General features: G+C 44.0%; 30 protein-coding genes. 11 read left to right on the forward strand and 19 right to left on the reverse strand.

All coding sequences use genetic code 11. From position 1 onward, the window contains the following. Positions 1 to 14: 14 nt before the first annotated feature. From ICN20_RS02035 to ICN20_RS02055, 5 genes are all read right to left on the reverse strand, one after another. The gene (locus ICN20_RS02035) at positions 15 to 899 is read right to left on the reverse strand and encodes a hypothetical protein (protein WP_216237878.1); all 885 of its coding nucleotides are present in this window, start codon (positions 897 to 899) and stop codon (positions 15 to 17) included. Between the two features lie 21 nt (positions 900 to 920). After that, complete coding sequence (locus tag ICN20_RS02040; RefSeq protein WP_370624518.1) at positions 921 to 1,706, reverse strand: hypothetical protein; 786 nt, start codon at positions 1,704 to 1,706, stop codon at positions 921 to 923. A 126-nt stretch (positions 1,707 to 1,832) separates the two neighbouring features. After that, complete coding sequence (locus ICN20_RS02045; RefSeq protein WP_216237880.1) at positions 1,833 to 2,636, reverse strand: hypothetical protein; 804 nt, start codon at positions 2,634 to 2,636, stop codon at positions 1,833 to 1,835. A gap of 62 nt (positions 2,637 to 2,698) precedes the next feature. Then, complete coding sequence (locus ICN20_RS02050) at positions 2,699 to 3,094, reverse strand: hypothetical protein (protein ID WP_216237881.1); 396 nt, start codon at positions 3,092 to 3,094, stop codon at positions 2,699 to 2,701. Between the two features lie 26 nt (positions 3,095 to 3,120). Beyond that, a complete protein-coding gene (locus tag ICN20_RS02055; RefSeq protein WP_304608946.1) occupies positions 3,121 to 3,660 on the reverse strand; it encodes an OmpA family protein in 540 nt (179 codons plus the stop codon). Positions 3,661 to 3,947: 287 nt separating this feature from the next. Here ICN20_RS02055 and ahpC point away from each other — a divergent pair, with 287 nt between their 5' ends. Both ahpC and ahpF read left to right on the forward strand, forming a co-directional pair. Continuing rightward, positions 3,948 to 4,511, forward strand: coding sequence for an alkyl hydroperoxide reductase subunit C (ahpC, locus tag ICN20_RS02060; protein WP_215391466.1), 564 nt, complete (start codon positions 3,948 to 3,950; stop codon positions 4,509 to 4,511). A 107-nt stretch (positions 4,512 to 4,618) separates the two neighbouring features. Continuing rightward, complete coding sequence (gene ahpF / locus ICN20_RS02065; protein ID WP_216237882.1) at positions 4,619 to 6,196, forward strand: alkyl hydroperoxide reductase subunit F; 1,578 nt, start codon at positions 4,619 to 4,621, stop codon at positions 6,194 to 6,196. A 70-nt stretch (positions 6,197 to 6,266) separates the two neighbouring features. Here ahpF and ICN20_RS02070 read toward each other — a convergent pair whose 3' ends face one another. Further along, a complete protein-coding gene (locus ICN20_RS02070) occupies positions 6,267 to 6,623 on the reverse strand; it encodes a DUF1622 domain-containing protein (protein ID WP_215361887.1) in 357 nt (118 codons plus the stop codon). 109 nt (positions 6,624 to 6,732) lie between these two features. Between ICN20_RS02070 and ICN20_RS02075 the strand changes: the two genes are divergently transcribed. Beyond that, entirely contained in the window at positions 6,733 to 7,368 is a 636-nt protein-coding gene (locus ICN20_RS02075; RefSeq protein ID WP_216237883.1) for an NAD(P)H-dependent oxidoreductase, read from the forward strand. 87 nt (positions 7,369 to 7,455) lie between these two features. Here ICN20_RS02075 and ICN20_RS02080 read toward each other — a convergent pair whose 3' ends face one another. The 6 genes from ICN20_RS02080 to ICN20_RS02105 form a co-directional block, all read right to left on the reverse strand. Then, the gene (locus tag ICN20_RS02080; protein WP_216237884.1) at positions 7,456 to 8,028 is read right to left on the reverse strand and encodes a phasin family protein; all 573 of its coding nucleotides are present in this window, start codon (positions 8,026 to 8,028) and stop codon (positions 7,456 to 7,458) included. 233 nt (positions 8,029 to 8,261) lie between these two features. Then, on the reverse strand, positions 8,262 to 8,957 hold the full coding sequence (locus tag ICN20_RS02085; RefSeq protein ID WP_216237885.1) for a nitroreductase: 696 nt from the start codon (positions 8,955 to 8,957) through the stop codon (positions 8,262 to 8,264). Between the two features lie 17 nt (positions 8,958 to 8,974). Beyond that, positions 8,975 to 11,185 carry an OsmC domain/YcaO domain-containing protein gene (locus ICN20_RS02090; protein WP_216240143.1) on the reverse strand — a complete coding sequence of 737 codons (2,211 nt, stop codon included), beginning with the start codon at positions 11,183 to 11,185 and terminating at the stop codon, positions 8,975 to 8,977. Positions 11,186 to 11,266: 81 nt separating this feature from the next. Further along, complete coding sequence (locus tag ICN20_RS02095; RefSeq protein ID WP_216237886.1) at positions 11,267 to 12,520, reverse strand: DASH family cryptochrome; 1,254 nt, start codon at positions 12,518 to 12,520, stop codon at positions 11,267 to 11,269. After that, positions 12,521 to 13,921 carry an exonuclease domain-containing protein gene (locus ICN20_RS02100; protein ID WP_216237887.1) on the reverse strand — a complete coding sequence of 467 codons (1,401 nt, stop codon included), beginning with the start codon at positions 13,919 to 13,921 and terminating at the stop codon, positions 12,521 to 12,523. It abuts the gene before it with no gap. A gap of 20 nt (positions 13,922 to 13,941) precedes the next feature. Next, positions 13,942 to 14,529 (reverse strand): Rrf2 family transcriptional regulator, encoded by a 588-nt coding sequence (locus ICN20_RS02105; protein WP_216237888.1) that lies wholly within the window; start codon positions 14,527 to 14,529, stop codon positions 13,942 to 13,944. Positions 14,530 to 14,619: 90 nt separating this feature from the next. On the opposite strand from ICN20_RS02105, the gene ICN20_RS02110 reads away from it, so the two are divergent. Then, on the forward strand, positions 14,620 to 15,111 hold the full coding sequence (locus ICN20_RS02110; protein WP_216237889.1) for a DUF4149 domain-containing protein: 492 nt from the start codon (positions 14,620 to 14,622) through the stop codon (positions 15,109 to 15,111). On the opposite strand, the gene ICN20_RS02115 is transcribed toward ICN20_RS02110, so the two are convergent. Both ICN20_RS02115 and ICN20_RS02120 read right to left on the reverse strand, forming a co-directional pair. After that, entirely contained in the window at positions 15,103 to 15,531 is a 429-nt protein-coding gene (locus ICN20_RS02115; protein ID WP_216237890.1) for a DUF2244 domain-containing protein, read from the reverse strand. The two genes, ICN20_RS02110 and ICN20_RS02115, sit on opposite strands and share 9 nt — an antisense overlap. 33 nt (positions 15,532 to 15,564) lie before the next feature. Continuing rightward, a complete protein-coding gene (locus ICN20_RS02120; protein ID WP_215391478.1) occupies positions 15,565 to 15,714 on the reverse strand; it encodes a hypothetical protein in 150 nt (49 codons plus the stop codon). 130 nt (positions 15,715 to 15,844) lie between these two features. On the opposite strand from ICN20_RS02120, the gene ICN20_RS02125 reads away from it, so the two are divergent. From ICN20_RS02125 to ICN20_RS02135, 3 genes are read left to right on the forward strand one after another with little or no spacing between them, the layout of a single operon-like run. Continuing rightward, positions 15,845 to 16,486 carry an LON peptidase substrate-binding domain-containing protein gene (locus ICN20_RS02125; RefSeq protein WP_216237891.1) on the forward strand — a complete coding sequence of 214 codons (642 nt, stop codon included), beginning with the start codon at positions 15,845 to 15,847 and terminating at the stop codon, positions 16,484 to 16,486. Positions 16,487 to 16,490: 4 nt separating this feature from the next. Beyond that, positions 16,491 to 17,351, forward strand: coding sequence for an oxygenase MpaB family protein (locus tag ICN20_RS02130; protein ID WP_216237892.1), 861 nt, complete (start codon positions 16,491 to 16,493; stop codon positions 17,349 to 17,351). 18 nt (positions 17,352 to 17,369) lie between these two features. Continuing rightward, positions 17,370 to 17,747 (forward strand): DUF4149 domain-containing protein, encoded by a 378-nt coding sequence (locus tag ICN20_RS02135; protein WP_216237893.1) that lies wholly within the window; start codon positions 17,370 to 17,372, stop codon positions 17,745 to 17,747. 12 nt (positions 17,748 to 17,759) lie between these two features. Here the strand turns inward: ICN20_RS02135 and ICN20_RS02140 are convergent, their stop codons facing one another. After that, on the reverse strand, positions 17,760 to 17,939 hold the full coding sequence (locus ICN20_RS02140) for a hypothetical protein (protein ID WP_216237894.1): 180 nt from the start codon (positions 17,937 to 17,939) through the stop codon (positions 17,760 to 17,762). 83 nt (positions 17,940 to 18,022) lie between these two features. Here ICN20_RS02140 and ICN20_RS02145 point away from each other — a divergent pair, with 83 nt between their 5' ends. The 3 genes from ICN20_RS02145 (at position 18,023) to ICN20_RS02155 (ending at position 20,290) form a co-directional block, all read left to right on the forward strand. Further along, positions 18,023 to 18,649, forward strand: a complete 627-nt coding sequence (locus ICN20_RS02145) for an alpha-ketoglutarate-dependent dioxygenase AlkB (RefSeq protein ID WP_255534724.1) — start codon at positions 18,023 to 18,025, stop codon at positions 18,647 to 18,649. Further along, the gene (locus tag ICN20_RS02150; protein WP_216237896.1) at positions 18,642 to 19,643 is read left to right on the forward strand and encodes an NAD(P)/FAD-dependent oxidoreductase; all 1,002 of its coding nucleotides are present in this window, start codon (positions 18,642 to 18,644) and stop codon (positions 19,641 to 19,643) included. The genes ICN20_RS02145 and ICN20_RS02150 overlap by 8 nt, the downstream gene beginning before the upstream one ends. Before the next feature lie 71 nt (positions 19,644 to 19,714). Beyond that, entirely contained in the window at positions 19,715 to 20,290 is a 576-nt protein-coding gene (locus ICN20_RS02155) for a histidine phosphatase family protein (protein ID WP_216237897.1), read from the forward strand. A gap of 2 nt (positions 20,291 to 20,292) precedes the next feature. On the opposite strand, the gene ICN20_RS02160 is transcribed toward ICN20_RS02155, so the two are convergent. Next, entirely contained in the window at positions 20,293 to 20,982 is a 690-nt protein-coding gene (locus tag ICN20_RS02160; RefSeq protein ID WP_216237898.1) for a cupin domain-containing protein, read from the reverse strand. 152 nt (positions 20,983 to 21,134) lie between these two features. On the opposite strand from ICN20_RS02160, the gene ICN20_RS02165 reads away from it, so the two are divergent. Beyond that, entirely contained in the window at positions 21,135 to 21,830 is a 696-nt protein-coding gene (locus ICN20_RS02165; protein ID WP_216237899.1) for an SDR family NAD(P)-dependent oxidoreductase, read from the forward strand. A gap of 32 nt (positions 21,831 to 21,862) precedes the next feature. On the opposite strand, the gene ICN20_RS02170 is transcribed toward ICN20_RS02165, so the two are convergent. The 3 genes from ICN20_RS02170 to ICN20_RS02180 are packed head-to-tail and all read right to left on the reverse strand — an operon-like array spanning position 21,863 to position 24,577. Continuing rightward, positions 21,863 to 22,840 (reverse strand): tripartite tricarboxylate transporter substrate binding protein, encoded by a 978-nt coding sequence (locus ICN20_RS02170; RefSeq protein WP_216237900.1) that lies wholly within the window; start codon positions 22,838 to 22,840, stop codon positions 21,863 to 21,865. A gap of 19 nt (positions 22,841 to 22,859) precedes the next feature. Then, a complete protein-coding gene (locus ICN20_RS02175; RefSeq protein WP_216237901.1) occupies positions 22,860 to 24,260 on the reverse strand; it encodes a M20 family metallopeptidase in 1,401 nt (466 codons plus the stop codon). Between the two features lie 38 nt (positions 24,261 to 24,298). Then, positions 24,299 to 24,577 carry a DUF427 domain-containing protein gene (locus tag ICN20_RS02180; RefSeq protein WP_216237902.1) on the reverse strand — a complete coding sequence of 93 codons (279 nt, stop codon included), beginning with the start codon at positions 24,575 to 24,577 and terminating at the stop codon, positions 24,299 to 24,301. Positions 24,578 to 24,613: the final 36 nt, after the last annotated feature.

Consider the following 24,613-nt stretch of genomic DNA (forward strand, 5'->3'; position numbering starts at 1 on the left):
ACTTCTACAGCGAATTACTTCAAAATAACCAGGGTTGCTGTTGCACGCGCACCCCAACCAGATGGCCCACCGGGTGTATTGCTGACGTAATACATAGGACCTGCACCAAAGGAGAAAGGCACGCCATCAATTACCACCAATTTGGAAACGCCTACATATAGAGGGTTTGATGTGCGATGCGTATCGAAGTTATATTGCGCTTCCATATTGGCCGTATATGTCCAAGCCTGTTTATCGGTGTAAGCAACAAAAGGCTGTCCATACAAATTATTTTGTGTGCCAAAAGTTGGATTGCCGCCTACGTTCCAGGATTGGTAACCAAGCAAGCCATAAGTCCATGGACCTTCGCGATTCAAGACAACAGCAGTCACGCCGGCACCAGTTTGTTGTGAGCCAAACTTACCGCTATTACCGGATGGTGATTGCGCATACGGGCCAATACCCCAAATCCAAGAGGAGTTGGTATTGGGTGCATAAAAAGATTCAAGAGTTACGCTAGCAATACCGTATCCAGAAAATGATTGGCCAGGCGCAGTTTGCACACTAGTTTCTCTAACACCCGCAACAATAGGGCGAACGATGAATGTGTCGCCGCCACCTAAATTGAATGGCATGACTGGCTGAAATAATAAAGTTTGCTCGGAGCCGCCCTGATTTAGGCCTACACCGCGGCTAAATTGGTATTGCAGCGGCACTGAAATCATATTGGCGATTGGATTTGCTAATTTCTTAGCAATGTCAACGCTGTCCACGGCCGGCTTCGCAGAAACAGTTGCAGCACCTGATTTCTCAGCGGCAACCATACCCGCACGCGCAGGAATTTCTTGTGCAAAAGTTGAGGATGCAAAAACACCTACTGCCGCTAAAGTAGCTGTTATTTTTAGAGTGGGGTTCATCATTTATTTATTGGGAGAAAAGAATTAGAAGTGAAATGTTGCTGATAATTGTGGGCCTTGAAAGGTCGTCTTTTGTAGTAAACCTGCACCGTTTGTCTTTGAGCTGCTCATGTCATAGTAGAGGCCGCGATAAACCAAGGAGACATCAACCCATTTTTCAATAGTCTTACCGACGCCTGCCATTGCCTGCCAAGTAACATTAGTAGTTCCACCTCCGCTGCCGATATCAGCATAAAAAGGAATGTACCAAGTGGAATCTGCGATGCGATAGCGCCCTTTAAAGCCAATAATCGGATCAACGGTACTTACAGTCTTTGAGTCGCTCAATGAATAATTTGTTCCGTCAAGCGCGAGGTTCAACGTGGCGGTCATGCTAATCCAACGTACTCCCAACAAACCATCAACATTAGCATCTTTATTGTTAACAAGGTTATATGTAGCCGCGCCTGTCAACATGGTTTGCTGAAGGGTAGGTTTCATCGCCACCCTAAAGTTGTAACCAGGCGCCGGAGTGACTGATGTAGTACCGCTCTTTTGCAAGGTAGCGCTGACTATATCAGCCATCATTCCCCAACTACCATAATGCGCCTCTCCAGAAATCATTGCCCCAGACTTCAGATTGCTAATAATGTTATTCATGTTCGCATCAGCAGTATTCAGGTATTGACCTTTGTAGTTGAGTGTAGAACTAACATTAGGGAGCCAGACATAAGGCGTTACATCAACAGTCCACTGATTAGAAATCTTAGGAATTGGCGTAAGCTCCTCATCCGCATAAGCCAAACCCATCGAAGTAAATAATGTAGACACTGATAAGAATGCTAGGAGAATTTTCTTATTCATAAAAGGACCGATGTAATTTAAAATTGATGAGGAAATAGTTAATACTAATTTTGTAATCATAGTCTGTAGGCCTAACACTTAAAGGCTTGCGATCTAGAAGTTATAGGAGATCTTCGCGTAGGTAGACCAGTCGTACTGGTGATAACTTTGAACCACTTGCTTGCTAGCCCCCACTGCAAATACCCAGTTCCTTGCGAAACGATGCGTCACCATGGCATCAATTGGCACAAACCACCCTCCACCAGCAGAGTTGTAAACCGCCCCGTTTTCATCCCAAAAACGCAGCATTGTGTTTGGAGATAGCTGAAAGCCAATGGTTGGGAATATTTGCAGGTTTCTGACCAATGCAGGCTGATTGGGGTTAATGGTTTGGCTATTATTTTTAGTATCAAAACCGTACATGTAGCGCAATAAGGGAGAGAAATCAGTCACGCCCAACAAGCTATCGACCTCAGGAATGAATGACCAGCCTAATTGGGGTCCAACCGCCCACTGCCCATTATTGCCAAATGGAAATACAAGGCGGCCACCAATCAAAGCGCCCAATGGCTTTAGAAAAGTTCGGTCCTGCCCCCAGATCGTAACCATGGTGTTTCCCGCACTGTACTGCCCTGAATTATTAGCCGATGAAATAGAGTTGTAATTGGATGCATAAGAACTATCGAGACGTATACGTCCACGCCAGTCACCTGCCGCCAAGGGATTGTAGTAACGGAACTTCAAAATATTTTGATAGTTATCGTTACCGTCGTAATTGTGATAACCCCAAAACTCCAGCACCTTACTGTTTGTTAATTGCTGAGAATCATTATCAAATTTTGAGAGGGGAACTAACAAGTCCTCAGCATTACTTGCTGAGGCAAAAAGACTAATGATGAGTAATAAAAATAATTTCATAAAAAGGCGATGCCACCCTAAGGTGGCATTTATTACATTTAACTCATTAAATATTTTTCAGCTTACGGCGTTACAACATGCCAAATATTGTTGACGTTATCACCTGTCTTGTCACCAGGATTTTTATCCTTAACGAAAAAGTACAGCGGCTTGCCTTTGTATGTCATTTGCTTCTGACCATCGTTACGACTAATGTAGGAAAAGTCACCGGAGAGCTTAATACCAGGCTCTACGTAGACTGGAGGCCAGTTTGTAGCGCAAGTTGCTACGCACTCAGATTTGCCTGAGCCAGCCTGATCTTTATCAAAGGTGTAGACAGTTTTGCCATAGCTGCTGGTCAAAATTCCGTTCGTCACTTTTACAAAGTCTGCTGAGGATGTCTTGATATCCGGTGTGCCGCAAGCCGCTAATGTCATGGCAACCATTGCTGCTGCACAAAGTTTTAATAAATGTTTCATTCTCTATCCTTTAAATGGGTAATGAATTAATTACCTGGACCAACCAAGGTAACTTCAATACGACGATTCTGAGCGCGGCCTTCTGGAGTTGCGTTAGAAGCAATCGGATTGGATTCACCCATGCCTTGCGCAGAAATCAAATTCTGACTTACGCCCTTGCGAATGAGATAGTCAACAACGTTATCTGCACGCTTAGAAGAAAGATCGAGATTGGTTGCGATTCCTTGATTGCGTAACTCAGCTCCGATCGAGACATTGTCTGTGTAGCCACGAACAACCACCTTGGTATTTTTAAAACCAGATAGCGTAGGTGCCATTTTTGCCAAAACTTGTTCAGCCTTAGCGTTTAAACGATAACCACCCTCTGGGAACAAGATTTTGTCGCGAATCGTAATGCGCAATTCACCTTGCAATTGGCGAATCTCCACTTCATCACCTTGGTAGGCTTGTTGAAGTTGGCTATAAGCCTGGTCCAATTGGTTGTATTTGCTTTGGGTTACACAAGCACTTAGAAGGGCAAGTACAGCGATGGATAAAGCGATAAATCCTTGTTTCATGAAACTCATGTCATTTCTCCAAAATCAGTAAAAAATGAGCCTTTTAGGCCATTAAGAGCACTATAGCCCAAAGGCACACCAAAACCTTCCAAAACCTATAAAAAACCAAAAAATTATGGGGAAGAATGTGGCTGAATAGCCTTTCAGAAGCCCGTATGAGGTAAATAGTTAATTATCTATAAAATCGATCATAACTATCAAATTTATTCATTAGACAAATAAACAACTGAGGTTCAAAATTCATCCAGTTGCAGTAGTTACTAAAGAAATTGATTAACCAACACTAGGAGCACAGTATGTCCATTATTAATACAGCAGTACAACCATTCAAAACCGAAGCTTTCCACAACGGAAAGTTCGTAACTGTTACTGACGAAACCCTCAAGGGCCACTGGTCAGTTTTGATTTTCATGCCAGCAGCATTTACATTTAACTGCCCTACAGAAATTGAAGATGCAGCTGAGAACTATGCTGAATTCCAAAAAATGGGTGCTGAGGTTTATATCGTAACAACCGATACTCATTTCTCACACAAAGTTTGGCACGAGACTTCTCCTGCTGTTGGTAAAGCAAAGTTCCCACTCGTTGGCGACCCAACACATACTTTGACAAATGCATTCGGCGTTCATATTCCTGAAGCAGGCTTGGCATTGCGTGGCACATTCATCATCAATCCAGAAGGCATCATTAAGACAGCAGAGATTCATTCAAATGAAATCGCTCGCGATATTTCTGAAACTTTACGTAAGTTGAAGGCCGCTCAGTACACAGCAGCTCACCCAGGTGAAGTATGCCCAGCTAAGTGGAAAGAAGGCGCAGCAACTTTGACTCCATCTTTGGATCTCGTAGGCAAGATCTAAGTTGCTAAGTTAAATAGCTCATCCATAGACTCTCTTTAAGAGAGTCTATTGGGGAGGACCAGATCCTGCCCAATAGACTCACCTAAAAAATACCCAAGGAAATCATCATGCTCGATACCAATATCAAATCTCAGTTAAAGGTATATTTTGAAAAGATTGTTAGCCCAATTGTTTTAGTGGCTAGCGTAGACGGAAGCGATAGCTCCCAGCAAATGCTCGAGCTCTTAAATGAAGTGGCTGAGCAGTCCGATAAGATTACCGTCAAAACAGACGGCAAGAGCGAACATGTTCCAAGTTTTACGGTTAGCAAAACTGATCAAGTAGCTCGTATTACTTTTGCCGGTTTGCCGATGGGTCATGAAATGACTTCCTTTATTTTGGCCATCCTGCAAGCTAGCGGTTACCCAGCCAAAGTTGAGCAAGAGGTAATTGACCGCATTACTAAATTGGACGCAAAACTCAGCTTCCAAACATTCATCTCTTTGTCATGCCACAACTGCCCTGACGTTGTGCAGGCATTGAACTTGATGGCAGCCCTTAATCCAAACGTGACTCATGAAATGATTGACGGGGCGCTATACCAAGGCTTGGTAGATCAATACCAAATCATGGCCGTACCAACCGTGATCTTGAATGGCGAAGCATTTGGCCAGGGTCGTATGAGCGTCGAAGAGATTGTTGCCAAACTCGACACCTCAAGCCCCAAAGAAGAAGCTGCAAAACTCTCGGCTAAAGATCCGTTTGACGTTTTAGTTATTGGTGGTGGCCCCGCTGGTGCAGCTGCTGCTATTTATGCAGCACGTAAGGGCATTCGCACTGGCATTGTTGCCGAGAAATTTGGTGGTCAAGTCATGGACACCATGGGTATTGAAAACTTTATCTCTGTTAAAGAGACTGAAGGACCTAAATTGGTCCAAGCGCTTGAGCAGCACGTGAAAAGTTATGAAGTAGACATCATGAATTTACAGCGCGCTAATGCATTACGAAAAACTGACCATGGCGTTGAAGTGGAATTGGCTAATGGTGCAGTCCTGGCGAGCAAGTCTGTGATTATCAGTACCGGCGCTCGCTGGAGAGAAATGAATGTTCCTGGCGAACAAGAATATCGCGGCAAGGGTGTTGCCTACTGCCCTCACTGTGATGGTCCTTTATTTAAAGGTAAGCGCGTTGCTGTGATTGGTGGGGGTAACTCTGGCGTCGAGGCTGCCATTGATTTGGCGGGTATCGTCAGCCATGTCACCTTAATTGAATTTGATAGCAAGTTGCGTGCAGATGCGATCTTGCAAAAGAAGATGGCTAGCATGCCAAACGTGACAGTCATTATGAGTGCACTGACCAAAGAAGTGCTGGGTGTAGATGGCAAGGTCAGCGGCCTACGCTATCAAGACCGTACCAACAATACTGAACATACGATTGAGCTTGAAGGCATCTTTGTGCAAATTGGATTATTGCCAAATACTGATTGGCTCAAGGGCAGTATTGATTTGTCGAAGCATGGTGAAGTCATCGTTGATGCTAAAGGCGAAACTTCATTACCAGGCGTATTCGCAGCAGGTGACTGCACAACAGTCCCATACAAGCAAATCATTATTGCGATGGGCGAAGGCGCCAAAGCTTCACTCGGAGCATTTGATTACTTGATTCGCTCGTCTGTTGCTGAACCACAAGAAGCAGTTGCAGCGTAAGCAATAGTCAAATAGCAGCAATGCAAAAGGGAGTCGAAAGACTCCCTTTTTTACAAAGAAAAAATACCACTTACTCTGATTGACCAGATCTAGGCGCTTGCCAAGGCCAGCGGCCATCAATCTCTAAAGTCAAAGACCAGCTTAAGAAGCAACGAATTAAGACGATGGCACCCAATACCGCCACGCTAGTCAAAGTTGGACTAATGGCTACAGTACGAATCACATCACCCGCAACCAAGACTTCGAGCCCCAAAATAAGGGATCGAACGATTTGTATGCGAAAGGTTTTGTAAGCAATATCAGCGGTCTGAGTAATGAGGCCTTTTGCAAAACAGAAGAGGCCCCATAAAACGCCAATAGATACAACTGCAACCCCAAGGGCATCCATCACATCACTGACATCTCGAATAATTTCAATTTGATTCATGTTTTAATCTCTGGATTTTGAATGACTCCATATTAGCTTGTTTAGCAGCTTATCTCGTTATAAATTACACTGAACCATCTAGCGCTTTATTAAATCCAAGGAAATCAGAATGAGCTTAATTGAAAAACTACAGTGGCGCTATGCCACTAAAAAAATGGACTCTACAAAGTCCGTACCCCAAGACAAGGTAGAACAAATTCTGGAAGCTATTCGCTTGACTGCTAGCTCTAGTGGATTGCAACCCTATGAAATTCTCGTGGTTACCAATAAAGCTATTCGTGAAAAGATCAAAGCAATCTCCTGGGATCAAACCCAAGTGGTAGATTCCTCTCACTTGCTCGTTTTTGCAGCCTGGGATACCTACACAGCCGATCGCATCAATCAAGCTTTTGATATGACTGAGAAGCTACGCAATTTCAAGAGTGAAGCTGGTGATATCTATCGTCAAAAGCTCTTGAGTGGTTACACCGCAAGAGATGCTGAAACCAACCACACGCATGCTGCTAAGCAAGCCTATATTGGACTCGGTACAGCCCTGATTGCCGCTGCATATGAACAAGTTGATTCCACACCCATGGAAGGCTTTGATGCCGCAGCTCTTGATGAAATCCTTAATCTCAAGGAAAAAGGTTTGCGCAGCGTAGTGATGCTGCCTCTGGGATACAGAAAGACAGATGAGGACTGGTTAGTCAACTTGAAAAAAATCAGAAAGCCCAAGGAAGACTTCGTTACCTGGATTGAGTAATAGATGAAAGCCCAGAAAAAGTAAAAGCCACCCGAGGGTGGCTTTTTTAATAGCAAAATTAACTAATGAGTTAATTAAGCAGCTGAATTAAGCAGCTTTGCGGCTTTTAGCAGCTGGCTTAGCAACAGCGTATTGGCCTTGAATGTTTGCCAAAGCAGCATCAACACTCTTCTCGAAGTTAGCAAATGCATCAGTTGCAGTTGCACGAACTTGGTCGAATTGTTGGAGTGAAGAATCAAATGCAGTTTTGAATGCAGAAACAAATGCCTCAGAACCAGCAGGAGCTGTCTTAGTAGCTTCTTTAACGAACTTAACCAAATCAGCACGTGCGTCATCAATAGAAGCGTCAACTACTTGAGCAACTTCTTTATTGCCGTTACGAACTACTTGGTTTACTTTAGCTTGGTAAGCAGCAGCATATTTAGCAGCTTCTTGAGCAGCTTCTGGCTGAGCTAATTTAGCTAATTGCTGTGGATCCTTGATTGCCAACAATTGTGTGCTTGAATCTTGAGCAGCAACTAAAGCATCTTTAGCAGCAGCTTGATTGATTTCAGCTAATTCTTGAGCGCTTTCAACAGCAACTTGTGCCAAATGCTTAGCAGTTTCGATTGCTTTAGCTTGTGCAGCAGCGAGTTGGTCGTTTAATTGAGTTTGGAACATGATTTATCCTTAATGAGTTAAATAGGTTTTTTTATTGCGATGCACCATTTTAAGAGTCCCATTTTCCAAAAGCAAGATATTTTTGTTGCAAAGCAACATATATTTTTAAAACCTTCATTTTTAGGCTTTAAATGAGGTATTTCAAGGACTTAACTCAGTCTTAAAACTGGAGATATGGCTGCAAATTAGTCCAAAACCCTCCAAAATTGACTGAAATTACACAGGTTGATGGCCTACTTTACCCAGGTGGTAAATTCCTCTGCGCTTACCCTGGGAGTATGAAAACTGTTCACTTTCTCGTTTTTGTCGGCATATCCAAGTGCCATACCGCACACAAGCATCTCGTTCTCTTTGGCACCTATGGAAGGTAGGATGATCTTTGCATAATCATTCCAAGCAGCTTGTGGACAGGTATCCAAGCCCTCACCCCTGGCGGCAACCATCATGTTCTGTAGGAACATTCCGTAGTCGAGCATTGAACCTCTGCCAAGTTCTTTATCGATCGTAAAAAATATAGACACTGGTGCACCAAAGGCTTGGAAGTTTTTTCGATGCTGGGCATGCATCTTGTCTTTATCGCCTTTGGTAATTCCTAATAAGCCATATAAGCCCCAACCATTTTCACGACGCCTATCGATATAAGGACTAAACCACTTACTTGGGTAATAGTCGTATGCCGGTTGATATTCTTTAGCTAACTCAGGATTGACAGCAATGCTGTCATAAGCAGCGCACACTTTTTCGCACAAAGTGTCTAGGGCTTTACCCTCTACAACATATGCTTTCCATGGTTGAGTATTCGTGCCAGAGGGTGCTCGTGCAGATATATCAAGCAACTTGAGGATGGTCTCTTTTGGGACAACATCACTTGTAAATGCACGCACCGACATGCGAGATGTGATGGCTTCCGCTGGAGTTAATGCCTTCATTAGTATCCCCTCTGGCTTTATTTAGTTTTATTAGAGTTAGCGCTATTCGCTCTTGCCTTATGTAGCTTCCGATAACTATCAATCAATCGGCGATGTCTATCAAGGCCGTCAAGATTGAGGTTGGTTGGCGTTAAACCGTAAAAACGAACACTTCCATCAACCGAACCCAATACAGCATCCATCCGGGCATCGCCAAACATACGACGGAAGTTGAACTCATAGTCGGACATCTCTAGTTCATCATCGAGCAGAACCTCAAGAGCAGCGTCTAGGGCCTGATAAAACAATTTGCGTTCGACTGTATTGTCGTTGTACTGAAGAAAGGCGCCCACTAGTTCATGCGCCTCTTCAAATTGTTTTAGCGCCAACTGAATCAACAACTTCAATTCGAGCACAGTGAGTTGACCCCAGACTGTATTCTCATCAAACTCAATGCCAATCAGTGTGGCAATATCTCCATACTCGTCTAGCTCGTTATTCTCCAGGCGATCCAAGAGGGCAACTAAACCAGCATCATCTAGTTGGGATAAATTCAGAATATCTTTCCGAAATAGCAGGGCCTTATTGGTGTTATCCCAGACTAGATCCTCTATTGGATAAACCTCTGAATAGCCGGGCACCAAAATACGACAAGCACTTGCCCCTAGTTCGTCATACACAGCAACGTAAGACTCCTTACCCATATCTTTCAGAATGCCAAACAACGTTTCGGCCTCCTGGGCATTGGAATTCTCACCGTCACCCGAGAAATCCCACTCTACAAATTCATAATCAGACTTTGCGCTAAAGAAACGCCACGACACGATTCCACTGGAATCAATAAAGTGCTCTACAAAGTTATTCGGCTCGGTTAGCGCTTCGCTGGCAAAGGTAGGTGGAGGTAAATCATTCAAGCCCTCTAAGCTACGGCCCTGTAATAACTCAGTCAAACTTCTCTCTAGTGCAACCTCAAGACTTGGATGCGCACCAAAGGAAGCAAAGACACCGCCTGTACGCGGATTCATTAAGGTGACACACATGACTGGATAAACTCCGCCGAGTGATGCATCCTTAACCAGCACTGGGAAGCCTTGCTCCTCCAGACTCTGAATACCAGCCAAAATACCGGGGTACTTCGCCAACACTTCCTGCGGCACATCCGGCAATGCAATTTCACCCTCCAGAATTTCTCTTTTCACTGCTCGCTCAAAAATCTCCGATAAGCACTGAACCTGAGCTTCAGCCAAGGTATTGCCGGCACTCATGCCATTGCTGACGAATAAATTTTCAATCAGGTTAGACGGAAAATAAACTGTTTTGCCATCTGATTGACGTACATAAGGCAATGAACAGATGCCGCGCTCGACATTTCCAGAATTGGTATCTACTAGATGTGAGGCTTTTAGCTCTCCATCAGGGTTGTAAATACCAAGACAGTATTCGTCCAAAATTTCTGCTGGCAAAGCATCTTTCTTGCCAGGCTTGAACCAACACTCATTTGGATAATGTACAAATTCTGCATTGGCAATGTCCTCGCCCCAATAGGCACCCGCATAAAAATGGTTATTACTGAGTCGCTCGATGTACTCGCCCAGAGCAGAAGCTAAAGCGCTCTCTTTAGTGGCACCCTTGCCATTGGTAAAGCACATGGGGGAGTGCGCATCACGAATATGTAAGGACCAGACATTAGGAATGAGATTGCGCCACGAAGCAATTTCAATTTTGATACCTAGGTTCGCCAACAATGCAGACATATTGGCGATCGTCTGCTCTAAGGGAAGATCCTTACCAATAATGTGAGTGCTGGAACCGATATCGGACTTTAGAGTCAATAAGCTCTGCGCATCGGCATCTAGATTGGCCACTTCCTCAATGATGAACTCTGGCCCCGCTTGCACTACCTTTTTAACTGTGCAACGCTCAATAGAGCGCAGAATGCCTTGTCGATCCGCCGCTGAAATATCAGCTGGCAATTCAACTTGAATCTTGAAGATCTGTTGATAACGATTTTCTGGATCAACAATATTATTTTGTGAGAGGCGGATATTCTCTGTAGATAGATTGCGAGTATCACAGTACAACTTTACAAAATAAGCTGCGCACAAAGCGGATGAAGCCAAGAAATAATCAAACGGACCTGGTGCAGATCCATCGCCCTTGTAGCGGATAGGCTGGTCAGCAATGACAGTGAAGTCATCGAACTTTGCTTCTAGACGAAGCTTATCGAGAAAGTTGACCTTAATTTCCATGGGAATGATTCCAAAATAGCGCAAAAAAATGATGTGATCATCATTATCCATCCCAACGCCTATTTACAGAATCTCCAATGACTATGCCAGCCAAATTTGGCGATATATGCCATCCGGATCATGCTCTTGGGTTTGTTTAGCAACATTAAACGGCCTGCCCCCTCTGGGATCCGTACCTTTACCAGCAATGTATAACCAATTTCCTTGATTGCTATAAACGTCATAGTCAATCAATTGAGATTCAAACCAAGCAGAACCTGCTTGCCAATCTCCCTTCATGTCATAAATCCAATAACTTGCCACTATTTGACGCAAGCGATTGGAGAGATAGCCCGTTTTTTTCAATTCACGCATACCAGCGTCTATTAATGATTCACCAGTATTACCGGATGACCATTTGAAGAATTTTTCACTATCAAACTGATTACCAGGCGTCTTACTTAAACCTTTTGAGCGATAAAGCTCATTGCCATACTTAAAATGTAGGAAACGGAAATAGTCTCTCCAAAGCAACTCAAACCAAAGCCAATAGGTTCCATCATTTGCTCCATGGAAAATTTCATAATCCGACAATTGCTTTGCGATGGATCCTGAAGAGCAACAACCCTGCGCTAGCCATGGCGAGAATTTACTGGAGTAATCGATGCCGATCAGCTGATTACGTGTCTGTTTGTAGGTATCAGGAAGGCGTCGCTCAAAATATTGCTGAATATGCCTATGAGCACTATGCTCCCCACCCTGAAACTTGTTACCGCTAGATAGAGTATTTGCATCCAAGACATTCATCGGGGGCATCTCGATAGCAGGTAATGGAGGAATACTCTTGGGAGCGTCTACAGGACAGGAAAATCTTAAGCCCTTCTTTTCAACCTGCTGACGAAATTGGGTAAAGATATCTGGCATTTCTTGTAATCGAAATGGCAAGGACTGAGCATCCAACATACTGGATTGCCACCCTGAATTCATCTTAAAACCACTACTACTTAATTGCGCCACCTGCTCTAACTCTTCAGGCGCTTGAATTTGCTCACAATAAATAAGATCCGCTTGAGTCTGGGCTTTTAATTTCTCAAATACATGCAAGACATCGCCAGTCACCTCATATAAGCCTGATCCAAAGTCTCGTAACTGACTACGGAGCTCATGAATAGATTGCTCCAAAAATACCTTGCGATGCTCGCCTATTCTCGGAAATCCCCATAAAGTATCTTGCTCTAAGCTAGGCTGATGAACATAGACTGGCAGCAGATGATCTACTGACTTGCACGCCTGCAAGAACGATGGGTTATCTTCTAAGCGGAGATCGTTTCTAAACCAATAAAAGGCAGTTGTCATTTATTCTGCACCGATCCGAATCACTTGATTCTTATAAGAACCTGATAGCGCTTTCTTCACTATCTTATAGATATCGAGATCAAACTCCGCCTCACCCGATTCCGCCAACTCATAAAGCTCATCTTGATTAATCGCAGTGCCCAGATAACACCATTTATCGACCACGATCATCTCACCACCCTCTTGAATGGCAATAGCTCCTGAGTATGGCCAAACCTGCAACTTAAAAAGTTCCAAGGCTGTTTTTAACTGTAAGTTGTGCAGGCTAATAGGGGTTTGATTAATACAAGTTCCACTACATTGCTTTACTTGAAAGCCAAAGCAAGATTTACCTTCAACGCGCTTCTCTAGACCAAGCAATGCCTCACATAAATGATATTTTTTTGCTACCGCCTTTAAATAAGAGTGCGCCTCTCTTTTGCTATAAAACAAGCCATAGAGATTATCCTGTAATCCGGGCTCTAAATGATGATGCGTGACCAAGGTTGGGATAAGCGCACCATCAGAATCCGCCTCCAAACTCCACGCACAAAGATCCTTAGATCTCCGTAGCTTAATGTTCATAGAAGGCATGCGCTCTTTTATCAATCTCGACTCAAGTATTAGAGCGCCTAGCTCCCCACTCGTTTCGATCCAATCAATATCGCGAACCTGTAAAGAAAGTTTCATTTCTTTACGCTGCGTTAAAGCACCTTGAAAGTGCCCCATCACCCTATTTCGCAAAGAAATGCTTTTGCCAATATAAAGAGGAATTTTGTTATCCCCATAAAAAATATAGCACCCCGGGCTATCAGGTATCGAGTCGATTAGATTCTGATCTATGTTTGAGGGAAGGCTAGCATTGCCAATCAGTTGATTTATTACTGCATTTAACTTCTCTTGCCCAAACTTTGACTCACACACACGCCAAAATTGAAGTAATAAGTCGGCATCCCCTAGTGCGCGATGTCTGGCACTAACCTGTAAGCCATGTGTACTGATAATGGTATCAAGATTGTGGCGCGGCTGATCCGGGAATAGCAAGCGAGATAGCTTTACGGTGCATAAAACTTTAGGCTTAAAGTCAATACCAACCCTCTTAAAGGAGGCCTTGATAAAACCATAATCAAAGCGAGCGTTGTGAGCGACAAATATTTTTCCCTCAAGCTCTTTCTTTAAATCCTCAGCAAGCTCAGAAAAGCAAGGCTGGCCCTTCACTATTGCTGGCGATATACCGGTCAGTCTTTGGATGTTTTGTGGGATATAGGTTTGTGGATCAATCAACCTCTCCCAAACCTGAAGCTCATTACCGGCTAGGGTTTTAATTCCAATTTCCGTAATGCGATCACGATCGAAATGAGACCCTGTGGTTTCAATATCAACAAAAGCTAAATCGGGATAAGGGCCTATCTGACTCTTCACGCTAGAAACATTAACTCCATTTAGTTTGCTGATGACCCTCTGTTTAAATAATCAGCAAAACTGAAAATAGAGTTTGGGCCACGAGGTGCATCTTCAACTTTTTTGAACGTTGTTTTAATCACTCTCTGAGTTTCCCCTTTTTTCTTTTTTTCTTGCTTGATAGCGGCCTGCTTTTCCATGGGAATGTAAGACCTTCTCTCGGGGGCAGTCTGCACGTCACTAAAACGTGGAATGTAATCCTTGATTGCAGATGCTAGGGTTACATTGGAGATGCAGCTCATCATGTAAGTTTCAAGTGATTGATAAAGCTCTTTAGCAATGTCCGATACCTCCACTTTTCTCTTCTTAATTTGGTTCATTGCTAAAACAATATCTTTGATCGTGATAATTCCAGGATCTTTTGAAAGCTGATATCCGCCCGCCCGACCTTTCACTGCAACAACAAGACCCGATTCTCTTAGTGGACGCAATAACAGCTCGATACGACTGATCGAAATGCGCTGTCTTTTAGCTATCTCTGGAGCAGGGACAAGCTGCCCATTAATTGAATGGCTGGCAATATCAACGAGCGTATTAAGAGCTACTCTGACTGCTTTAGTAACTTCCATGGGTGCTTTCGGCATAAAAGTTGGATTGGAGCTAGTATGAAACTGATCCCAAAAATGTGCTGCAGCGCATTAATTAACCCTATCTTACTTATGGTTGAACCAATTAGACTCCAGCACCCCCTAACCCATCGGCTACTACGCTTTCTGGCCTGTATGCTGGCTGGCGGAATCATTTCTCAAGCCATTGCTTGCATCGCAGCCTATTTATTCATTAATGATTCTCAAGCGGCAGGTATGGTGGCGCACATAGTAGTGCAGCAACTTTCATACTATTTTTTAGGATGCGCGTTTGCAATCTTGAGTATTGCCAATATCCTCATTAAAAGGGATGCGTCCTCACTTAAAAAAATCCGCCTTCCTTTATTAATACTGATGATCGCAGTCGCAGTAGTGAGCTTTCTTTTAATACCCCGCATGGATTACTTACGAGAAACAGCGCTAATAGATGGCATGCCGGTCATGCTCTCACCATTTGCCAACTACTTTCAGGTGTTGAATATCTTAGTCATACTGCTGCTACTAACGCAGATCATTTCTAGCGCCCTTGTTGCATGGCGCCTGATTGACTCAGAATCATCCTAAGTGGGCTCGAACGGCAGCAATCAAGGGTATCTGCTGCTCCGGCCTTAGAAACTGTCCAAGCTCTACACGAAGCTTAGATTGACTTATGTGAAAGACTTTAGATCCTTCCAATGGCAATTCAATCTTGGCCCACTGCGTATTAAATTCATACACAGTCTCCTTATACCCAATAAATTTTTTGACTAAAAGAGATTTATCTTGAATCTCAATCGTTTCACAATCTAACGCATGTCTACAGTAGATGAAAAATCCGAGCGTTACCGCACTGAGCTCTAAAGCTGTAAAAATGGGAATGACCCATACCCCGGCCAAAAAGAATCCTGTAGCAACTATCACCGAAAGGCAAACCAGGACAATGTAGAACTTGAGCAGCTGCTTAGGGGTGAGCGCGCAGTTTCTGCGCATTTGCCAGCGCTTCATTTTGATGCAGTTCTGTAAATAGCTAGCGAGAGCTTATTGGCTTTTACTACGCTCTTGGGATTTTGCTAACTGGTCAGCGCTTCTCTGCTGAAAATCAACCATGGAGTGGTATCCCATTTGATAGCAAGGGCAATGCTTACCCAGGATCCAGCGAGCAAGCTTGATACGAAGTTTTTGGATCATGTTTATCTCTTATAAGTGAACCTCAAATGTAAACCGAAATGACATTTATTGCTGGGCCCAGAACAAAAGAGGGGGTTTTGAGATGCGGGTGTCATCAGCAGAAATTACTCAAATCCATTACATTGATTACATGACTAATTCAGACTCCTCCCCTAGAAAAATACCGTTATTCCCACTGGGAACCGTACTATTTCCGGACGGCGTAATCGCCCTCAAGATCTTTGAGGCACGCTACCTCGATATGATTAAGACGTGCTTACGTGAAAAGACAGAATTTGGCGTAGTGAGCATCATGAAGGATCAGAATTCCGAAGAAGATTCACCCCCAACCTTTTCTCAAATCGGAACTCTAGCCCAAATTGAAGATTTTGATCCGGTTCAGCCCGCTTTGTATATGACCAAATCATTTGGAACGCAGCGCTTTAAGCTTCTTCATAGCCAACAAGAACCCAATGGCTTATGGATTGGTGAAGTTGAGCTTCTAGCGAATGATCCCGTTACTCCCATCCCCGAAGAACACCAAAAGATAGTGCAATTATTGAATGAAATTATTTCAGTCATTCAAAGCGAGGATCTATTAGGTGAGTCCCCATTTAAGAAGCCTTTCAAGATAGATGACTGCGGCTGGGTTTCTAATCGCCTTGCAGAACTCTTGCCCATCTCTTTGGCCCAGAAAAACCATTTGCTCGCTCAAACTAATCCCAGAATCAGACTTGATCTGGTTACAGAAATTATCGAAGATGATGGCTTAAGCAATCTGATGCTGCATTAAATCCATGCTTGATGAGCTTATTCGTAAAACGATTCGAGAGATGGTGGGTGGCAGCGGGCCTCCGATTGCCTTTCTAGCGCCAGCAGGCGATCGCGGTCTCTTCGGCCCGGAATCTATTGCCTGGAAAGTACATGCTGACTTTATCTCAATGATGATTGGCGGTATCAGCTCACTAATCTTGCAAGCCCTGCATCCACAAGCTTTAGCGGGAGTATGGGATCACTCTAGCTTTAGAGAGGATCTTAAAGGCAGACTCGGTAGAACGGCATTCTTCATTGCTGCTACTACTTATGGTTCAACTGAGATGGCAAATAACATCATTGAAAAGGTTAACCAGATTCATGCAAAGATTCGTGGCTTTGATGAGTCAGGAAAACCATATTCAGCTACAGACCCTCATTTACTGGCTTGGGTTCATCTCACAGAAACACATAGCTTTATGCAGGCTTTCGAAGATTATCGAAAAGAGACATTAACTCAGCAGGATAAGGATCAATACTTTGCAGAAATGAAATTGCTTGGCGCAAGAATGGGCGCCCATCATTTGCCTAGCACCTACGCTAAAACAGATGACGCGATCCAAAGCTATCTTCCTGAGCTTTATTTTGGAGAACGTGCGAAAAGTATCCTTGATTTACTAGAACACTTTCCGAGTAAGCTCGCCGCAAAGCCCTTTATTAAACTGATTACTCGCGCCGGCTATCTGAATCTTCCAGATTGGGTTTACCCCTTTATCAATAGGCCAACACCCAGCCTGTTTGAGCGCTTAGCAGTGAAGAAAAGTGTCGATTTAATTGCAATACCGATTCGCGAGGCCCTTAAAGATGGGGTGGCCGCCCACTCACTCCGTAGAGTTTATGGATGATTTATTTGGAAAGACACCATGATTACTAGTTACCTTATATCCGGCATGGTTGGCATCATGCTTTTCTTTACCGTAGTAGTAGCTCCGACTGTTTTTAAGGTGCTCCCTGTCGAATGGTCCAGTAAGTATGTTCGGAACTTTTTTCCGAAATACTATGCCTGCCTGGGTTTGATTACTACTGCATGCATTTTCACAGTGCCTGATGGAGTCGGCAAGATCTTGCTAGCGATCTGCGCGATGCTCTTTGCCTTTACTTTGTCCTACTTGACTGGAAAAATTAATGAGGCTAAAGATCAAGGCCAAAGTCGTCGTTTTCATCTACTGCACGGCGCAAGCGTTGTTATTAATTTATTTCAGCTGATTACTTTTATTTACCTATTAATCAAACTCTCATGAATGGATAGGCGGCTAAGGCGTGGGTTTAATCTTGTTTGGATCTGACTCTTCAGTCTTATCTTGCTTGATGGGTAAATTCAAACTAGGGGCGGCCATTTTTTCGCCATCCCAAACTTGACCACACCAACACTCACCTGCATCATTAATGATGCATACACCTGAGCCGCAGCAACGTTTGTCTGGGGTCTTCATAAATTAGCCTAATCAAGAAATTGAAATTAAGACTATTCTAGGGTTTTTATGAAACTAGCGCTTGATCCTGCAATTGGTAAATGATGCAAAGCACTTTATTTGAAGCCCCCTTTAACAATCCTGCTGTGAGCATTTTGTCAAAGGATGGGAGCGCTCACTATTACCCCAAGGTCTTTGCCGAACAAGACTGCCTAAGATGGATGAGCCAACTTCAATCCTCCCTCAGCTGGAAACCAGAACAACTCATGATGTTTGGAAAATTGGTGACTACTAGACGTAAGGTTGCTTGGGTTGGCGATCCTCAATGTAGCTACACGTATTCTGGGGTGCAAAAGTTTCCACAAGCATGGACATCTGACCTCATTCTCATAAAAAAACATCTAGAAGAAATATCACAAGCCGAGTTCAATTCTTGCCTACTAAATCTTTACTATGATGGAGATGATGGCATGGGCTGGCATAGTGACGACGAAAAGGAGCTTGACCCCCGATCGCCAATTGCATCCCTCAGTCTTGGAGCGAAGCGCAAGTTTGCCTTTCGCAATAAAAAAGATAAAGAGACCATGTCTCTTTTTTTAGAGAGCGGTAGCGCCCTCATAATGCATGCACCTACTCAAGAATACTGGCAGCATGCGTTGCTGAAAACTAAAACTGCGTCGGATATCCGTATGAATTTAACGTTCAGAAAAATCAATACTCGCGATGAATGAGCCTAAACCAAAAGTTACTGTGGCCATCATTGGCGCAGGTATAGCAGGGCTGAGTTGCGCCTCCAGCTTGCAAAAGCTTGGCTTTGAAGTTCGGGTATATGAAAAGAGTCGTGGACCAAGCGGTCGTATGAGCACTCGTCATGGTGAAGGCTGGTCTGCAGATCATGGGGCTCAATATTTCACAGCAAGAGATCGGGCGTTTATTGAAGAACTCAATACATGGATTAAGGCAGGTGTAGCAGCTGCTTGGCATCCGCGTCTATCTGTATATGACAGCGGTCAATGGCAAGAGAGCGGCTCCAAGGAGAAACGCTATGTAGGTGTACCCGCCATGAATTCCCCCGGTCAATATTTAGCCAAAAACTTATCGATTGAGTGCAATCAGACCATTGATAAGATTTACCGAAAAGATGGGAAATGGCATCTTCGCAGCCTAGAGAATGGTGAAATGATCCAATCATTTGATTACTTAGTACTGGCAATCCCTGCACCTCAGAGCTACGCTCTTACTAAATTAGTAGATCACTCTATTGAAACAATTTGCTCCGACATAAAGATGCAAGGCTGTTGGACGGTGATGGCGCGACTCTCAAATAAAGCTGATATGCATTTTGATGCCGCCTTCATTAACAATGAAATCATTAGCTGGATCTCTCGTAATAATTCCAAGCCTGGACGTACAGGTCAAGAAACCTGGACAATTCATGCCAACCCCCAATGGAGCCAGCAATGGATTGAGTTAGATAAAGATGAGGCTGGCCAGCTTATTCTGGATTCTGCAAAACAGCTTGGACTCAATTGTCATAATGCTGAAATTTCTATCCATCGCTGGCGTTATGCAAGTGGAGCAATCAACACGGAACTAGGATTCATTCTGAATGATGAGAGCAAGCTCTGTCTGTGCGGAGATTGGCTCCATAGTGGCAGAGTTGAGGGGGCATGGTTAAGTGGCTATAAATTGGCAAGCGCAATCGATATTTCAGTTGCAGCATAAATCCCAGGAAGCTCTATCAACATTAAGAAGTTAGACCGTATGCAACACATAAAATCAACTGGACTGGACTCATGAATTTCATCAACATCTTGATCACTGCAGTATTGAGTATTGCATTGAGCCTTTTTTCTCTTACGGCAAATGCCAATTTAGCAAGCGACTTAAATGATGGGCAGCATGTGCTCCTCATGCGACATGCAGATGCTCCTGGCTACGGCGATCCTAAGGGCTATCAACTAGATAAATGCCCTACCCAAAGAAATCTCGGTGACTATGGCAAGAAACAAGCTGTCGCCATAGGCGATTGGCTAAAAAATCAGGGCATTACTTCCGCAAACGTGATTAGCAGTCAGTGGTGTCGTTGCACAGATACGGCCAAGCTACTGAATATAGGGCCAGTTCAGATCTCACCAGCCCTTGGATCATTCTTCGATGACATGAGTCTTGAAAAGCAGCAAACAAAAGAGTTGGAGAAGCTCATTCAATCCAATCTCAATAGCAATAACAAGGCGCCGCTGATTCTAGTAACTCATCACGTCAACATACAAGCCTACACAGGCAAAGTAGTCAACGTAGGGGATATGGTTTTAGTAAAGGTCAATAAGAATGGGCAGCGCTTATCTCACCAGATATATCCCAGCCCATAAACCTAGTACGGGGATCGCTTAGAACCGTTGTTATCACCGCCCTCTTGTAGATGCCCAGTTTTCACAAAGATCGTGCAGCCCTCTTTACTAAACGGTTGATGCAAGCTCATATGAGGGCTTCTAATCCAAGAGCCCGCCGGATAGCGCCCGTGCTCATCTTCAAATACGCCATCCACCACAAATATTTCCTCACCACCATAATGCTTATGGGGATTGAAATACGTTTGAGGCGCCCAACGAACTAAGGTTGAGCCACTACCCTGCTGCATGAGTGGCATCACATGAAGGCCCGGAACCATGCCTTGGTACCAAGGAGCGGTTTTGGTATCAATGACCTCTCGCACCACTTGATCCGAGCCAAGATGTCGCAGTTTCACAAAAAGGGTACAGCCAGTCTTGCTAAATGGCGCATGGGAAGATCCCGGAGGATTCATGAGATAGGTGCCGGCAGGATAATCAGCAACCTCATCACTAAATACCCCATCTAAAACGAAGATCTCTTCACCGAATTCATGTGTATGAGTTTTAAATTGGGTTCCAGGTTGATAGCGCACGATAGAGGTCGCCTTTGCCACCTCATCACCGATACGATCAAGCATGCGTCGCTCAACCCCTGGCTCTGGACTGGCGACCCAAGGCAAGTCATGGTGGTTGAGGACAACCCGCTGGCTGTAATCAGCATTGATGTTCATTTATTACATTTCAGAATGAAAAAGATGCCTAAGCATATCAAGCTAATGGGATGAATGCTTAAAAAGAGAAAAGTGGACGGACACCCATTCACACGAACTGCGCTACAGTCTGTTTAATACACTAGACTTCTTTAACGGTTTAAAAGGGTTTTATGAGCTTACTTCCCAATCCATTTAATGCGCTCGTCATCGGGGCATCGGGCACCATTGGATCGCATTTTGTGAAACTTCTAGAGAGTCATCCGTCTTGCTCCAAGGTCATTGGCATTCATCGTAATTCTCCCAATGCAATTGACTACCATCATCCCGAGACTATTGAAGCTTCTGCAAATAGTCTGGCTGAGTTAGGCTCGTTTCAACTCATCATCAATACTATTGGCGTATTGCACTCAGAACAATGGATGCCTGAAAAGAAATTAGATGATTTAAATCAGGATCAGCTCAGCAAAATGTTTGACACCAACACAATTGGCCCCGCCTTAACCATAAAGCACTTCTCTAAACTTTTAGATCCAAAGCACAGTGTGATGGCAACGCTGTCTGCCAAGGTAGGCAGCATTGAGGACAATCGTCTAGGTGGTTGGTATAGCTATAGAGCCTCTAAAGCCGCGCTCAATATGATCATCAAAACAGCATCCATCGAATTTGCAAGAACAAAACCTAATGTTGCGTTGATTGCACTCCATCCCGGCACTGTAAATTCTGGATTATCACAACCTTTTCGTGGTCAGCAAATCGGCAGAGATCCTCAAGAGGCAGTAAACGATATGTTTAATGTGCTTGCCAACTTAGAGAGGGAAGATTCGGGCAGCTTTTTAACTTACTCAGGTGAAAAGCTACCCTGGTAGAAGCAAAGCGGAATAGCCTTATCTAGCCCTCGTTATTCAAGCTGAATATTCAGGCGCTTGTTTAGAGCCTTAAAGCGCGCAATCTCCGCTTTCATAAATGCAGCCATAGCTTCAGGCCCTTTATTGGCAACCTCAAGTGATTGAGCTGACATTTTTTCCTTAACTTCTGGCGTGCTCATCGCCTCGGATACGGCCTTCGCGAACTTGTTAGCAATTGGTTTTGGCACTGCCGATGAAAGGGCGACACCATAAAAAACCTCGAAGTTAGCTGCAGGCAATCGCAACTCATCCAAACCTGGAACATCCGGAAGAAAGCGGGAGCGAGTTGGAGATGTAACGGCAAGGGCCCGTAATTTACCAGCCTTGATTTGAGGTCCTGCTGCTGCAATTGTTTCTAATCCAAAATCTGCATCACCACGAATTAAAGACAAGATAGCATCACTACTGCCTTTATATGGAATAGGCTCAACATCAATTTGTGCGGCACCAGCAAAAATCTCAGTAGCCAAATGGGGTGTTGTTCCTGGCCCATAACTTGTGTATCTCAGAGATTTAGGTTTCGCCTTAGCCTGCGCAATCAAATCGGTCAGCTTCATGTAGGGCTTATCTGCTGAAGTAACGACCACTAGAGGCGTTGTTACTGATAAATTAATTGGGTAAACATCCTTTTCAACATCGTAAGGAAGATTGGATCGCAGTGCGGGCAACACCACAAAGCTGCTGCTTGCTGATACAAGTACCGTATAGCCATCTGCAGGTGCACGCAACGCAGCCATCACACCAATCACAGTTGATCCGCCTGGTTTATTTTCAACAATAGCTGGCTGACCCAGCTTAGATGGCAAAGCTTCTGAAAGAACGCGGCCTAAGATGTCAGTTGCTCCGCCCGGAGGAAATGGAACAATCAAATTGAGTGGCTTACTTGGCCACGATTGCGCTTGAGCTATTGCACCCATAGCTAGCAGCATTACGCCTACACAGCCATATCTTAGATTTTTCATTAAAGTCATTTTCAATCTCTTTAAAAGTTTAGTTCCAGGAATAATTTTCTGTAGAAGATTTTTCACTCAGATCCCAGAATATTCCGCCCATCATTTGCAAGCCTTCAGCAGCCGTTGATTTAAGCATATGCTCATTTGGAGCATGTTGATTACAAGCCGGGTATGAGTGCGGCACCCAAATAGTTGGCAAACCTAAGATGTCTGCAAACACATCATTTGGCAAAGATCCTGCTAAATTTGGCAATACAGTGACTTGCTTATCAGTCGTCTTTTCTATAGAAGACTTCACCCAACTCACCCAAGGATTTTTTAAATCTAGCCTTGTAGCTGGTGTATACGCCTTTATCTCAAGCACGACATCATCAAACCCCACTGCCCTCAAATGTTCGCGCACATGCTCTAGTAAATTTTTCCAATCAGTACCAACAACAAATCGTAATTGGCAATGTGCAATTGCTTGCGATGGTATGGCATTAATTGGACGCTCCGATTGGCCTGCACCTATTGCAAGAATTTCTAGAGTATTACTTGCTATAAGTCGCTCGGCAGGAGTGAGTTCTGCCTGCCCCCAACCCAAGTCTATTTCGGGATCATCCTGCCCCTTGCCAATAAGTACTGACTGCAAAGCCTCTTTTATATGCGGCTCCAAAGCGGGGGCTTTGAGACTATCCAATAAGATGCGGCCGCGTGCATCAACCATACTAGATAGTGCATGCACCAAACGAGTAGCGGGATTTACTAGTACCCCACCCCAATTGCCAGAGTGATAGGCCTTATCTCGTGACTTTACAAGCAAGCTAAAGTTAACTAAACCTCTAGACCCTAAGAATATTGTTGGCGTTTCTGCATGCACACGAGGACCATCACTTGCAATCATTAAGTCAGCCTTAAGCAACTCCTTGTGGCCCTCACAAAATTCAGCCAAACCAGGACTGCCAGCCTCTTCACCCATCTCCATTAAGACGGTGACGTTGTAGCCAAGCTTGCCATCTCGAGCTTCTAGGACTTTTTCTAATCCGAAAAGGGTAACCGTATGCTGCCCCTTGTTATCAGCCGAACCACGCCCGTACCAGCGACCACCATCAACAGATAGCACCCAAGGGTTCAACCCTTCTTGCCAGCGCGAATCTTGCCCGTTGACCACATCACCGTGAGCATAAATTAATAGCGTTGGTAAATTCGCATCTTCAATTAACCTAGAAACCAAGATGGGTGCAGCCCCAGAAATCGGATTATCAAATATCTCAGAAGTGAATCCCATCCGACCTAAATAAGGAGCAATTTCATCCTGTAAGTAAGCCCAAAGCGCTTGAGGAGCAACTGATAGGTCGCCCTCAGTTTTATAGGCAATACGGGTAGCCAAGACTTTTTGCAATTCTCCCTGATCAAACCAATTTTGGAGGGAGGATAGGAAATGTTCTCTATTCATGATTAATAACTATAAAGATTTCTAAACCCAAGTAGGCGCTATAAAACCTCAACACCTTTCCAAAAGGCAATATATCCAGCAATATTATTTGCATCTGATTTAGGCTCAGGGTAGTACCATGCGGCATCTTTATTTGATTGACCGTTGACCTCTACATCGTAGTAGCTCGCAGTGCCTTTCCAGGAACATACGGTATGTTTTTCTGACTTCTTAAAAAACTGCATATTTAAGCTAGTGGCTGGAAAGTAATGATTACCCTCTACCACAATAGTTGCGCTTGAATCAGCCAAAACTTCGTTATTCCAAATAGCTTTCATACCATCTCCTTGTGAGGATTTAGCATAAAGCAAATA

The sequence above is a fragment of the Polynucleobacter sp. JS-Polo-80-F4 genome (assembly GCF_018881965.1).
Taxonomy (GTDB): domain Bacteria; phylum Pseudomonadota; class Gammaproteobacteria; order Burkholderiales; family Burkholderiaceae; genus Polynucleobacter.